Genomic DNA, 12,690 nt, shown 5'->3' with positions numbered 1-12,690 from the left:
CACTTGGGGTCCTTGCCGGTGTAGGGGCCCTCGTACTCCTCAGCACCAGCGAAGTAGTGCTTGGAGTACTCGGTGCCCGGACCCGACGGGAACGCCTCGGAGTCCAGCGAACGACAGATACCGAACGCGACCTCCTCGGCCGTGACGGGCTTGCCGTCCTCCCACGTGGCGTCCTCACGGATGGTGAAGGTCCACTCCGTGAAGTCCTCGTTGGGCGTGCCGAGGTCGGTGGCGAGGTCGGGAACCAGCACCGGCTGGCCGTTCTCGTCACGCACGTACTGGGTCAGCGAGCGGCTCGTGAGCGCCTGCTGGATCGAGTTGCCGGTGACCGACCAGCCACCGGTGGGGTCGAGCGAGTCCGGACCGGGGTCACCCGGCAGGTAGACCGTGATGGTCCCACCCGGGGTCGCGCCCTCGACCTCGGCAGCGGGGCCCTGACGCTCAGCGTCCTTGGTGCCCCCCTCCTGGTCGCCGAACTCTCGGTCCGAACCCGAGCCGTTGGAGCCACCGTCTTCCGACGAACCGCCGCCACAGGCAGCGAGCGTCAGGAGGGCGGCACCAGCAACGAGTGCGAGCGGCTTGTTCCGCTTCATGCTGTCCAGCCTTTCTTTCTTGTTCTCACCGAGGACGGCGTCTCCGGCGACGTGCGTGGGACCTGGTCACTGCGTTGGCCTGGATGGCTCAGCGACGGGTCTTGGGGTCGAGGGCGTCGCGCACGGCGTCGCCCAGCAGGTTGAGGGACAGCACCAGTGCGACGATGCCGAGCAGCGGCTGCCACAGGTACTGCGGGTACTCACGGAAGTAGGTCGGGGTCGCGGCCTTGAGGATCGTCTGCCCCCACGAGACGCCGTCGGTGACACCGATGCCGAGGTAGGCCAGGCCCGCCTCCAGGGCGACGAAGGCCGGCAGCATCAGCGAGACGCTGATGATGATCGGCGCAGCGAGGTTGGGCAGCAGCTCCTTGAACAGCACGCGGGAGGTCGGCATGCCCATCACGCGGGCCGCCTGGACGAACTCGCGCTCGCGGAGCGCGAGGACCTCACCGCGGATGAGGCGGGCCGTGCCCATCCACCCGAAGAACGCCAGCACGAAGACGAGGCTGAACTTCTGGATCGTCGCGTAGTTCTCGGAGGTGTTGAAGCGGTCGTTGAGGATCGGGGCCAGCGTGAGCGCCGCGAGGAGGAACGGGATCGTCAGGAACATGTCGATGAAGAACGACAGGACCTTGTCGACCGCGCCGCCGAGGAAGCCGGCCAGCAGGCCGACGATCACGCCGACGGTGCTGGCGATCAGCGTGGCCGCGAAGGCGATCATCAGCGAGACGCGGCACCCGTGCAGCCAGTAGGCCAGGTTGTCCTCACCGGTGCGGGGCGCGACACCCATCGGGTGCTCCCAGGTGAACGGACCGTTGGGCGGGCCCATCTCGGGCTTGGGGAGGCTGTTGTTGAGGCCGTCGACGCGCTCGGAGGCGAGCGGGGTCTCCAGGCTCACGCCGAACAGGCTGCTGATCGTGCCGGCGAACAGGGCGCAGATGATGAAGAACAGCACGACCGCCGCGCAGACGACGGCGATCTTGTCCTTGGCCAGACGGCCCAACGCGATCCGCATCGGGGACTTGCCGGAGATCTCCTTGGCCTTCTGGCTGTTGGGATCCTGGTGCTCCGGCTCGTCACTCAACGAGCCCAGCGTCTCCGGCCCTGCGGTCTCTGCCGACATGCTCTCCCCATCTGGTTCGGGACTGTCCCGGCGCAGATCGGGGGTCCCCCGGGGCCTGCGCCGAGACGGGACTCTATGTGACCTGCACCGCGTGGACGATCACCGACGGGTAACGATCCCGTTACGACGTGTTGGTCTCGCGGCCGTCCCGAACCCCCGGCAAACGTGCGGGAGATCATCCAGCGGGCGGGACGTCCTTCGCGGGCACCGCGTCGACACCGGCTTCCTTGCGCTGCTCCGGAGTGATGGGGGCAGGGGCCGCCGTGAGGGGGTCGTAGCCGCCTCCGGACTTGGGGAAGGCGATCACGTCGCGGATCGAGTCGGTGCCGGCGAGCAGCGCGACGATGCGATCCATGCCGACAGCGATGCCGCCGTGCGGAGGCGCGCCGAACTTGAAGGCGTCGAGCAGGAAGCCGAACTTCTCCTGCGCCTCCTCCTCCCCCAGGCCCATCACCGAGAACACGCGCTTCTGCACGTCCCCCCGGTGGATACGGATGGACCCGCCGCCGAGCTCGTTGCCGTTGCACACGATGTCGTAGGCGTACGCCAGGGCGCTGCCGGGGTCGGTGTCGAACGTGTCGACGAACTCCGGCTTGGGGCTGGTGAAGGCGTGGTGCACGGCGGTCCAGGCGCCGGCGCCGACCGCCACGTCACCGCTCGCGACCGCCTCCGAGCTCGGCTCGAACAGCGGAGCGTCGACGACCCAGGTGAAGGCGAAGGTCGAGTCGTCGAGCAGGTCGAGGCGGCGGCCGATCTCGAGCCGGGCGGCGCCGAGCAGCGCACGGCTGCTCTTCACCGGACCGGCGGCGAAGAAGACGCAGTCGCCGGGCTGTGCGCCGACGTGGGCGGCGAGCCCGGCACGCTCTGCGTCGGTGAGGTTCTTGGCGACCGGTCCCCCGAGCTCGCCGTCGTCGGCGACGGTGACGTAGGCGAGCCCCTTGGCGCCGCGCTGCTTGGCCCAGTCCTGCCACGCGTCGAACTGCCGACGCGGCTGGCTGCCGCCGCCCGGCATGACGACCGCGCCGACGTAGTCGGCCTGGAACACGCGGAAGGGCGTGTCCTTGAAGTAGTCGGTGCACTCGACGAGCTCGAGGCCCATCCGGAGGTCGGGCTTGTCCGAGCCGTACCTGGCCATCGCCTCGGCGTACGTCATCCGCGGCAGCGGGCGCTCGATGGTGTGGCCGGCCTGGGCCCACATCGCCTCCAGGACGTCCTCCATCAGCTCGATGACGTCCTCCTGGTCCACGAAGCTCATCTCGATGTCGAGCTGGGTGAACTCGGGCTGGCGGTCGGCACGGAAGTCCTCGTCGCGGTAGCAGCGCGCGATCTGGTAGTAGCGCTCCATGCCGCCGACCATGAGCAGCTGCTTGAACAGCTGCGGGCTCTGCGGCAGGGCGTACCAGCTGCCCGGCGCCAGGCGGGCCGGGACCAGGAAGTCGCGGGCGCCCTCGGGCGTCGAACGGGTGAGGGTGGGGGTCTCGACCTCGACGAAGTCACGCGCGTCGAGCACGTCGCGCGCGGCCTTGTTGATCTTGCTGCGCAGGCGCAGGGCGGCGTTCGGGCCGGAGCGGCGCAGGTCGAGGTAGCGGTGCTTGAGGCGCGCCTCCTCACCGACCTCGCCGCCCTTGTGGCCGGACGCGTCGTCGATCGGGAACGGCAGCGGGTCGGAGGTGGAGAGCACCTCGAGGTCCGTGGCGACGACCTCGATGTCACCGGTGGCCAGGTTGGGGTTCTGGTTGCCCTCCTTGCGGGCCACGACCTCGCCGGTCACCTTGAGGCAGAACTCGCTGCGCAGGCTGTGCGCGACCTCCTCGTCGCGGACGACGACCTGCACCACGCCGCTGCGCTCGCGGAGGTCCAGGAACGCGACGCCGCCGTGGTCGCGCCGCCTCGCCACCCATCCGGCGAGCGTGACGGTCTGGCCGACGTGCTCGGCGCGCAGGGCGCCGGCGTCATGGGTGCGGATCACTGGTTCTCCTCGGTTTCGCTGGTTGCGGTGGTGCGGGCGGTGCTGATGATCGAGGGCCGTACGTCGGCCTCGGGCGGGGTCCAGGTCGAGGGATCGGCCCCGACCTGCTCGCCGGTGCGGATGTCCTTGACCTGGCCCCGGAGGTCGTCGGCGCCGGCGTCCGGCTGGACGAACCAGACGAACGGGATGCCGCGGCGCTCGGCGTAGCGGATCTGCTTGCCGAACTTGGCCGGCGACGGCGCGACCTCGCAGGCGATGTCACGCGCGCGCAGCGCCGCGGCCACGCGCGTGCTCGCGGCACGGTCGTCCTCGGTGTTCAGCGCGACGAGGACGGCGCTCGGCACCGGCCGGCTGCCGGAGAGGACGCCATCGGCGATGAGCGGGATGAGGGTGCGGGAGACGCCGAACGACACGCCCACCCCCGGGTAGGTCGTACGACCGTCGCTGGCCAGCGCGTCGTAGCGCCCGCCGCCGCCGACGGACTTCAGGCGCTCGTAGCCCTCCATGAAGATCTCGACGACGGTGCCCGTGTAGTAGTCGAGGCCGCGGGCGATGCGGAGGTTGGCCTCGACGCCCACGCGGTCGCCGGCGACGGCACGGCAGCCCTCCACCACGGCCGCGAGCTCCGCGAGGCCCTGCTCGAGCAGCTCGTCGGTGACCCCCAGCGCCCGGACCTGCTCCACGAAGGAGGTGTCGGCCACCCGGATGGTGGCCAGCTCGAGGCACCGCTGCGCCTGCTCGGGCGTGGTGCCGACCCGCTCGACGAGCATCGCCGCGACCTCGTCGGCCGGGAGCTTGTCGAGCTTGTCGATGACGCGGATGGCGTCGGTGACGTCGTCGATGCCGAGACCGCGGTAGAAGCCCTGGATGAGCTTGCGGTTGTTGAACTGGAACGACACCCGCGGGATCGGCAGCCGGCCGAGGGCGTCGACCATCACCGACATGACCTCGACGTCGTGGTGGAACGGCAGCTCGTCGCGACCCACGATGTCGACGTCGGCCTGGGTGAACTGGCGGTAGCGGCCCTCCTGCGGCCGCTCGCCGCGCCATGCGGGCTGCACCTGGAACCGGCGGAACGGGAACTCGAGGTGCCCGGCGTGCTCGAGGACGTACCGCGCGAAGGGGACGGTGAGGTCGAAGTGGAGGCCGAGGTCGGCCTTCGCGTCGGGCTCCGCCGCGATGCGCTGGAGGACGTAGATCTCCTTGTCCACCTCGCCGCCCTTGGCGAGGCGGTCGATCGGCTCCACGACGCGGGTCTCGATGTTGGCGAAGCCGTGCAGCTCGAAGGTGCGCGAGACGGACGCGATGACCTCGCGCTCGACGGCACGCTGGGCAGGCAGCAGCTCGGGGAACCCGCTCAGCGGGCTGATCTTGCTCATCAGTGGTCCTGGATCAGGTCGTGGAGGAACGGGTTGGTGGCGCGCTCGCGCCCGATCGAGGTCTGCTCGCCGTGACCGGGCAGCACGACGATGTCGTCGGCCAGCGGCAGCACCTTGTCGGCGAGGCTGCGCAGCATCGTCGCGTGGTCGCCGCCGGGGAGGTCGGTGCGCCCGATCGAGCCCTTGAAGAGCAGGTCGCCCGAGAACATCACCTCGGAGACGTCCTGCTCCGGGTAGGGCGAGCGGAAGGTCACCGAGCCCTCGGTGTGGCCCGGCGTGTGGTCGACGACGAACCGGAGGCCGGCCAGCTCGAGCTCGGCGAGGTCGGACAGCTCACGCACGTCGTCGGGCTCGGCCCACGAGTAGTCGCCGCCGAGCAGCATCTGGGTGGTCTCGCGGCTCATCCCCGCCATCGGGTCGCTGAGGAGGTGACGGTCGGCGGGGTGGATCCACGCGGTCGCGTCGTAGGTGCCCGCGACGGGGGCGACGCACCACATGTGGTCGACGTGCCCGTGGGTGACCAGGACGCTGACCGGCTTGAGCCGGTGCTCGCGCACGACCTGGTCGACACCTGCCGCGGAGTCCTTGCCCGGGTCGATGACCACGCACTCGGACCCGGGACCCGTCGCCACGACGTAGCAGTTGGTCCCCCAGGGTCCGGCGGGGAAGCCGGCGATGAACACGGGCGTCAGTCCTTGCTTGTCGTCCACTGGTCGCCTGGCCGTCCGGCCAGTCGTCTCCTTGTCGGTGGGAAGCCTACCGACGGCACTCCGGGCCATGACTACGATGGGCGACCATGAGCTCTGACAAGCAGTCCCCAGACGACGCGACCCAGGCCGGCACGGCCTGGGGTCGGGTTGCCGAGGACGGCACCGTCTATGTCCGCACCGCCGATGGGGAGCGGTCCGTCGGGTCCTACGAGGCCGGTACGCCGGACGAGGCCCTGGACTTCTTCACCAAGCGTTTCGAGGAGCTCGAGGGCAAGGTCCACCTGCTCGAGCAGCGCGTCACCTCGGGTCGGCTGGCTCCCGAGGAGGCCACCTCGTCGGTCAAGGCGCTGCGCGAGCAGGTCGTGGACGCCCACGCGGTCGGCGACCTCGTCTCCCTCGCCGCGCGGCTCGACGCGCTGGCCCCCGTGATCGCCGTGCAGCGCTCGGCCCGCAAGGAGGAGCGCGCGCAGAAGGCGGCCGAGTCGAAGGCCGCCAAGGAGAAGCTGGTCGCGGAGGCCGAGCGGCTCGCCGAGGGCACCGACTGGCGCAACGGCGCCAACCGCCTGCGCGACCTGCTCGCCACGTGGAAGGAGCTCCCCCGGCTGGACCGCGCCACCGACGACGCGCTGTGGCGCCGCTTCTCCACCGCGCGCACGACGTACACCCGCCACCGCAAGGCGCACTTCGCCGAGGAGCACGAGCGGCGCGACTCCGCGCGCGTGGTCAAGGAGCGGCTCGTCAAGGAGGCCGAGGCCCTCTCGTCCTCGACCGAGTGGGGCCCGACCGCCGGCAAGTACCGCGACCTGATGCGGGAGTGGAAGGCCGCCGGCCCCGCCCCGCGCGAGGTGGACGACCAGCTCTGGCAGCGCTTCCGCGGGGCGCAGGACACCTTCTTCGGTGCCCGCGACGCGGCCAACGCGGCGCTCGACCAGGAGTTCGCCGCCAACGCCGAGGTCAAGGACGCGATCCTCGTCGAGGCCGAGGCGCTCCTCCCCGTCACTGACGTGGAGTCGGCCAAGAAGGCCTTCCGCGAGCTGGCCGACCGCTGGGACGCCGCCGGCAAGGTCCCCCGCGACCGCATGAAGGAGCTCGAGGGCCGCATGCGCAAGGTGGAGCAGGCCATCCGCGCGGTCGAGGACGAGCAGTGGAGCAGGAGCGACCCGGAGAAGTCCGCGCGAGCCGACGACATGATCGGCAAGCTCGAGACCGGCATCGCCGAGACCCGGGCCAAGCTCGACAAGGCGAGCGCGGCCGGCGACGAGCGGCGCGTGAAGGACCTCGAGTCCGAGCTGGCCAACAAACAGGCCTTCCTCGACATGGCCCGCAAGGCGGCCGCCGAGTTCGGCTGATCAGGACGTCACGCGGTAGGCGTCGAACACGCCCGGCACCGCGCGTACGGCCCGCAGCACGCCGTCGAGGTGGGCGGCGTCGGCCATCTCGAACGAGAACCGGCTCTTCGCCACCCGGTCGCGGGTGGTGGAGAGGGTGGCGCTGAGGATGTTCACGTGGGCGTCGGACAGCGCCATCGTGATGTCGGAGAGCAGCCGCGCCCGGTCGAGCGCCTCGACCTGGATGTTGACGAGGAAGGTCGACTGCGACGTCGGCGCCCACTCCACCTCGAGGACCCGCTCGGGCTGGCCGAGCAGGCTGGAGGCGTTGGTGCAGTCCTTGCGGTGCACCGACACTCCCCCGCCCTTGGTGACGAAGCCCAGGATCGGGTCTGGCGGCACGGGCGTGCAGCACTTGGCGAGCTTGACCCAGAGGTCCTCGACGCCCTTGACGATCACGCCGGAGTCGGTCGGTCCGCGCTTGGTGGCCGTGCGGGAGCGGCCGGTGATGGTGACGCCCTCGGCGAGGTCCTCCTGGGCGCCCTCGTCGCCGCCGTGCAGGTCGATCACGCGGCGTACGACGGCCTGCGCGCTCAGGTTGCCCTCGCCGACCGCGGCGTAGAGCGCCGAGACGTCGGCGTGGTGGAAGTGCTCGGCCACCAGCGCGAGGATGTCGTGGGTCATCAGGCGGTTGAGGGGCAGCCCCTCCTTGCGCATGAGCTTGGCGATCTGGTCCTTGCCGCGCTCGATCGCCTCCTCGCGCCGCTCCTTGGTGAACCACTGGCGGATCTTGGAGCGGGCCCGCGGCGACTGGACGAAGTTGAGCCAGTCGCGTGAGGGGCCCGACGTCGGTGACTTGGAGGTGAAGACCTCGACGACGTCGCCGTTGTCGAGCGTCGACTCCAGCGGCACGAGGCGGCCGTTGACCCGCGAGCCGATCGTGTGGTGGCCGACCTCGGTGTGCACGGCGTAGGCGAAGTCGACCGGGGTCGCGCCGCTCGGCAGCGGGATGACGTCGCCGCGCGGGGTGAAGACGTAGACCTGCTGCTGGTTCATCTCGAAGCGAAGCGACTCCAGGAACTCGCCCGGGTCCTCCACCTCGCTCTGCCAGTCGAGGAGCTGGCGCAGCCAGGTGAGGTCGTCCTTGTCGCCGAGGCGGTCGGTGTCGACGCCGGCCTTGCTGTTCTCCTTGTACTTCCAGTGCGCGGCGACGCCGTACTCGGCGCGACGGTGCTGGGCGAAGGTCCGGATCTGCACCTCGACCGGCTTGCCCTGCGGACCGATGACCGTCGTGTGGAGCGACTGGTACATGTTGAACTTCGGCATCGCGACGTAGTCCTTGAACCGGCCCAGGACCGGGTTCCAGCGGGAGTGGATCACGCCGAGCGCGCTGTAGCAGTCGCGGTCCTCGTCGACGAGGATGCGGATCCCGACCAGGTCGTAGATGTCCGAGAAGTCGCGACCGCCGACGATCATCTTCTGGTAGATCGAGTAGTAGTGCTTGGGCCGGCCGGTCACCTTGGCGTTGATCCGCGCCGCCTTGAGGTCCTGCTCGATCTCGACGACGACCTCGGCGAGGAACTGGTCGCGCGACGGCGCACGCTCGGCGACCATCCGCACGATCTCGTCGTAGATCTTGGGGTGGAGCGTGGCGAAGGCGAGGTCCTCGAGCTCCCACTTGAGCGTGTTCATGCCGAGCCGGTGGGCGAGCGGGGCGTAGATGTCGAGCGTCTCGCGCGAGGAGCGCTCCTGCGAGGCGGCCGGGACGTAGCGGAGCGTACGCATGTTGTGCAGGCGGTCGGCGAGCTTGATGACCAGCACGCGGATGTCGCGCGACATCGCCACGATCATCTTGCGGATCGTCTCGGCCTGCGCCGAGTCGCCGTACTGGACCTTGTCGAGCTTGGTGACGCCGTCGACGAGCAGCGCGACCTCGTCACCGAAGTCCGCGCGGAGCGCGTCGAGGGTGTAGGGGGTGTCCTCGACGGTGTCGTGCAGCAGCGCCGCGACGAGCGTCGGCTCGGTCATGCCGATGTCGGCGAGGATCGTGGTCACCGCGAGCGGGTGGGTGATGTAGGGGTCGCCGCTCTTGCGCATCTGGCCGGTGTGCCACTTGTCCGCGACGGCGTAGGCGCGCTCGAGCAGCGCGAGGTCGGCCTTGGGGTGGTTGGCGCGCACCGCGCGGAACAGCGGCTCGAGGACCGGGTTGGAGGACGGGGGGCGGGTGCCCACGCGGGCGAGGCGGGCGCGCATGCCGCGCGCGGTCAGGGGCGCCACCCTGGGCTCCTGCGCGGGCACCGTGTCCTCAGCCATTGGCCCAGTCTAGTGACGCCGGTCCATCCATGCTGCGGGCGGACCCGGACGTCGGCGGCGACGCCGGTCAGATCGTCAGGAGCGTCGAGATCGGCAGGTCGCCGGTGACCGTGCGCGGCTCGAGGAACGACAGCTCCATGAGCACCGAGGCACCCGTGGCGACACCCCCGCAGGCCTGGATGAGCCGACGGGTCGCGTCCACCGTGCCACCGGTGGCGAGCACGTCGTCGACCATGAGCACGCGCTCGCCGGCTGCGATCCCGTCGCGGTGCACCTCGAGGGTCGCCTCGCCGTACTCCAGGGCGTAGGACACCGCGTGCGCCTCGCGCGGGAGCTTGCCGGCCTTGCGGACGGGGACGAACCCGATGCCGAGGGCGAGGGCCACGGGCGCGGCCAGGATGAAGCCGCGGGCCTCCATGCCGACGACCTTGTCGACGACGACGTTGCCGTGGTCGTCGCGCCCTGCCGCCGCCAGTGCCGTGATGATCGCGGAGAACGCGTGGTGGTCGGCGAGGACCGGCGTGATGTCCTTGAAGGTCACGCCCTCCTCGGGCCAGTCCGGGACGTCGACGGTGAGGCGCGTCAGCGCCTCCTGGGCCGTACGACGGTCAGGCATCGCCGCGCTCGTCGACCCCGGTCTGCCCGACCGGCTCGTCGACCTTCGCTATCGCGGCGCGCGCGATCTCGATCTGGGTGCCCGGCGCGATCTCGAGGCGGGCGCGGTCCTCGGTGAGCGAGACCACGGTGCCGAAGACACCGGACGACATCATCACGCGCTGGCCGACCTGGATGCTGTTCTGGAGGGCGACGACCTCCTTCTGCCGACGCTGCTGGGGGCGGATCACCATGAACCAGAACAGGGCCAGGATGGCCACCAGGGGCAGGAGGGCGGCAAGGTCGTTCACGGTCGTACGTCTCCTCAGGAGGTGGGGTGCGTGAGCGCGTGGAGTCTACGCGGCCGCGCGGGACCCCCTCACAGGTCCTCGAAGAGGGTGGAGTCGACGGTCGGCACGGCCGGCGGGGTGAGGCCGAGGTGCTGCCACGCCGTCGGCGTCGCGACCCGGCCCCGCGGGGTGCGGGCGAGCATGCCCATCCGGACGAGGAAGGGCTCGGCGACCTCCTCGACCGTCTCACGCTCCTCCCCGACGGCCACGGCCAGCGTCGAGACGCCGACCGGTCCCCCGCCGAAGCGGCGGCAGAGCACGTCGAGCACCGCCCGGTCGAGCCGGTCGAGACCGGACTCGTCGACCTCGAACAGCTCGAGGGCGGCCTGCGCGACCGGGAGGCTCAGCACCCCGTCGGCGCGCACCTGGGCGTAGTCGCGGACCCGTCGCAGCAGCCGGTTGGCGATGCGGGGGGTCCCGCGGGAGCGGGAGGCGATCTCGCCGGACCCGTCCGCGGTCAGGTGGACCCCGAGCAGGCCGGCGGAGCGGTGCACGATCTGGTCGAGCTCGTGGGGCTCGTAGAACTCGAGGTGGGCGGTGAAGCCGAAGCGGTCGCGCAGCGGACCGGGCAGCAGGCCGGCCCGGGTCGTGGCACCGACGAGGGTGAAGGGCGGGATCTCGAGCGGGATCGCCGTGGCACCCGGCCCCTTGCCGATGACCACGTCGACCCGGAAGTCCTCCATGGCCATGTAGAGCATCTCCTCCGCCGGGCGCGACATCCGGTGGATCTCGTCGACGAACAGCACGTCGCCCTCGTTGAGACCGGACAGGATGGCGGCCAGGTCACCGGCGTGGGTGATCGCGGGACCGCTGGTGAGCCGCAGCGGCGTGCTCATCTCGGCGGCGATGATCATGGCGAGCGTGGTCTTGCCCAGCCCGGGAGGTCCGGACAGCAGGACGTGGTCGGGGGCGCGGCCGCGGCGGCGGGCGGCTTCGAGGACCAGCCCGAGCTGGTCGCGTACGCGTGCCTGCCCGACGACCTCGTCGAGCGTCTTGGGCCGCAGGGCCGCCTCCACCGCGCGCTCGTCGCCGTCGGCGTCGGCGTCGGTCAGCCGCTGGAGGTGGGTGAGCTCCGCCTCGCTCAGCTCCGCCTCGTCGTAGACGTCCTCGTCGGTGTCGTCCCAGTTCATCGTCGGGCCCGCCTCAGGCCTTGCTCAGCGTGCGGAGGGCGGCGCGCAGCAGCGCCCCGACGTCGGGGGCGTCGCCCGCCTCTGGCGCGACGGCGTCGACGGCCTTCTCCGACTCCTTGGCCGACCAGCCCAGCCCGATGAGGCCCTGCTGGACCTGGTCGCGCCACGGCGCCGCAGGGGCCGCGGACGCCGTGGGGTGGTGGGCGCCGACCGGCGGGCCGACACGGTCCTTGAGCTCGAGGATGATGCGCTGGGCGCCCTTCTGGCCGATGCCCGGGACCCGGGTGAGCGCCTTGACGTCCTCGGTCGTGATCGCGCGGCGGACCTCGTCGGGGCTCATCACGGCCACGATCGCCTGGGCGACCTTGGGGCCGACGCCGGACGCGGTCTGGGCGATCTCGAAGATCTGCTTCTCGTCGTCGTCGACGAAGCCGAAGATGGTCAGGCTGTCCTCGCGCACGACCATGCTCGTCGGCAGGGTGGCCGACCTCCCGACGCGGAGGGTCGCCAGGGTGCCGGGCGTGCACATGAGCTCGAGGCCGACACCTCCGACCTCCAGGACGGCGCTGTTGAGCGTGACGGCGGCGACCTCGCCGCGGACGAAGGCGATCATCGGGTCCTCACTGGGGTCTGCTGGGACTGCTGGGTCTTCGCCCGCGCCACGGCGGCCTCGAGGCGGTTGCTGGCGGAGCCGCGCCAGAGATGCGTGATGGCGAGGGCGAGCGCGTCGGCGGCGTCGGCGGGCTTGGGCAGCTCGGTCAGCCGGAGGATGCGGACCACCATGGCGCCGACCTGGGCCTTGTCGGCCCGGCCGTTGCCGGAGACGGCCGCCTTGACCTCGCTCGGGGTGTGCATCGCGATCGGCAGGCCGCGGCGTGCGGCGACGACGAGCGCGATGCCGCTCGCCTGCGCGGTGCCCATGATCGTGCTGGAGTCGGAGCGCGCGAAGACGCGCTCGACGGCGACCGCGTCGGGGCGGTGCTCCTCGATCCAGGCGTCGAGGCCCTTCTCGATGGTGACCAGTCGCTCGGCGATCGGCAGGCCGGAGCTGGTGCGGACGACGCCGACGTCCACCATCGTCAGCGGTCGGCCGACGCTTCCGTCGACCACCCCGACGCCGCAGCGGGTCAGGCCGGGATCGATGCCGAGCACCCGCACGCCGCTCCCCTTCCACGCCCTCGCCGTCCGAACATGTGTTCGT

12 protein-coding genes are annotated in these 12,690 nt (G+C 71.0%); 1 reads left to right on the top strand and 11 read right to left on the bottom strand.

The genetic code is table 11. The features are described 5' to 3' along the window. The 5 genes from IEZ24_RS16110 to IEZ24_RS16090 all read right to left on the bottom strand — a co-directional run. Positions 1–593 (bottom strand): ABC transporter substrate-binding protein (locus tag IEZ24_RS16110; protein ID WP_224745402.1); only part of this gene is annotated, 593 nt, incomplete at its 3' end. Between the two features lie 88 nt (positions 594–681). Further along, positions 682–1,716 (bottom strand): ABC transporter permease, encoded by a 1,035-nt coding sequence (locus IEZ24_RS16105; protein WP_129455176.1) that lies wholly within the window; start codon positions 1,714–1,716, stop codon positions 682–684. 175 nt (positions 1,717–1,891) lie between these two features. Beyond that, a complete protein-coding gene (aspS, locus tag IEZ24_RS16100) occupies positions 1,892–3,685 on the bottom strand; it encodes an aspartate--tRNA ligase (protein ID WP_129455175.1) in 1,794 nt (597 codons plus the stop codon). Further along, the gene (hisS, locus tag IEZ24_RS16095) at positions 3,682–5,064 is read right to left on the bottom strand and encodes a histidine--tRNA ligase (RefSeq protein ID WP_129455174.1); all 1,383 of its coding nucleotides are present in this window, start codon (positions 5,062–5,064) and stop codon (positions 3,682–3,684) included. The genes aspS and hisS overlap by 4 nt, the downstream gene beginning before the upstream one ends. Continuing rightward, positions 5,064–5,747, bottom strand: coding sequence for an MBL fold metallo-hydrolase (locus IEZ24_RS16090; RefSeq protein WP_129455199.1), 684 nt, complete (start codon positions 5,745–5,747; stop codon positions 5,064–5,066). The genes hisS and IEZ24_RS16090 overlap by 1 nt, the downstream gene beginning before the upstream one ends. A gap of 113 nt (positions 5,748–5,860) precedes the next feature. Here IEZ24_RS16090 and IEZ24_RS16085 point away from each other — a divergent pair, with 113 nt between their 5' ends. Then, on the top strand, positions 5,861–7,123 hold the full coding sequence (locus IEZ24_RS16085) for a DUF349 domain-containing protein (protein WP_129455173.1): 1,263 nt from the start codon (positions 5,861–5,863) through the stop codon (positions 7,121–7,123). On the opposite strand, the gene IEZ24_RS16080 is transcribed toward IEZ24_RS16085, so the two are convergent. The 6 genes from IEZ24_RS16080 to ruvC all read right to left on the bottom strand — a co-directional run bounded on the left by IEZ24_RS16080 (position 7,124) and on the right by ruvC (position 12,647). Further along, a complete protein-coding gene (locus IEZ24_RS16080) occupies positions 7,124–9,415 on the bottom strand; it encodes a RelA/SpoT family protein (protein WP_224745401.1) in 2,292 nt (763 codons plus the stop codon). It abuts the gene before it with no gap. A 67-nt stretch (positions 9,416–9,482) separates the two neighbouring features. Then, the gene (locus tag IEZ24_RS16075) at positions 9,483–10,031 is read right to left on the bottom strand and encodes an adenine phosphoribosyltransferase (RefSeq protein WP_129455172.1); all 549 of its coding nucleotides are present in this window, start codon (positions 10,029–10,031) and stop codon (positions 9,483–9,485) included. Further along, a complete protein-coding gene (gene yajC, locus IEZ24_RS16070) occupies positions 10,024–10,320 on the bottom strand; it encodes a preprotein translocase subunit YajC (RefSeq protein ID WP_165356080.1) in 297 nt (98 codons plus the stop codon). Before yajC ends, IEZ24_RS16075 begins: the two co-directional genes overlap by 8 nt. Before the next feature lie 68 nt (positions 10,321–10,388). Next, positions 10,389–11,489 carry a Holliday junction branch migration DNA helicase RuvB gene (ruvB, locus tag IEZ24_RS16065; protein WP_129455170.1) on the bottom strand — a complete coding sequence of 367 codons (1,101 nt, stop codon included), beginning with the start codon at positions 11,487–11,489 and terminating at the stop codon, positions 10,389–10,391. 13 nt (positions 11,490–11,502) lie between these two features. Continuing rightward, on the bottom strand, positions 11,503–12,102 hold the full coding sequence (gene ruvA / locus IEZ24_RS16060; protein WP_129455169.1) for a Holliday junction branch migration protein RuvA: 600 nt from the start codon (positions 12,100–12,102) through the stop codon (positions 11,503–11,505). After that, positions 12,099–12,647 (bottom strand): crossover junction endodeoxyribonuclease RuvC, encoded by a 549-nt coding sequence (gene ruvC / locus IEZ24_RS16055; RefSeq protein ID WP_129455168.1) that lies wholly within the window; start codon positions 12,645–12,647, stop codon positions 12,099–12,101. Before ruvC ends, ruvA begins: the two co-directional genes overlap by 4 nt. Positions 12,648–12,690 lie beyond the last annotated feature (43 nt).

Origin of the sequence: Nocardioides ganghwensis (assembly GCF_014779655.1) — a bacterium.
GTDB lineage: Bacteria > Actinomycetota > Actinomycetes > Propionibacteriales > Nocardioidaceae > Nocardioides > Nocardioides ganghwensis.
Note: the sequence above shows the minus strand (reverse complement) of the source record. Positions and strands in the feature narration are given on the sequence as shown.

Coding starts and splice junctions, on each gene's coding strand:
- IEZ24_RS16085 (WP_129455173.1), top strand. CDS start 5,861: ATGAGCTCTGACAAGCAGTCCCCAGACGACGCGACCCAGGCCGGCACG.
- IEZ24_RS16075 (WP_129455172.1), bottom strand. CDS start 10,031: ATGCCTGACCGTCGTACGGCCCAGGAGGCGCTGACGCGCCTCACCGTC.
- IEZ24_RS16105 (WP_129455176.1), bottom strand. CDS start 1,716: ATGTCGGCAGAGACCGCAGGGCCGGAGACGCTGGGCTCGTTGAGTGAC.
- ruvA (WP_129455169.1), bottom strand. CDS start 12,102: ATGATCGCCTTCGTCCGCGGCGAGGTCGCCGCCGTCACGCTCAACAGC.
- hisS (WP_129455174.1), bottom strand. CDS start 5,064: ATGAGCAAGATCAGCCCGCTGAGCGGGTTCCCCGAGCTGCTGCCTGCC.
- IEZ24_RS16080 (WP_224745401.1), bottom strand. CDS start 9,415: ATGGCTGAGGACACGGTGCCCGCGCAGGAGCCCAGGGTGGCGCCCCTG.
- ruvB (WP_129455170.1), bottom strand. CDS start 11,489: ATGAACTGGGACGACACCGACGAGGACGTCTACGACGAGGCGGAGCTG.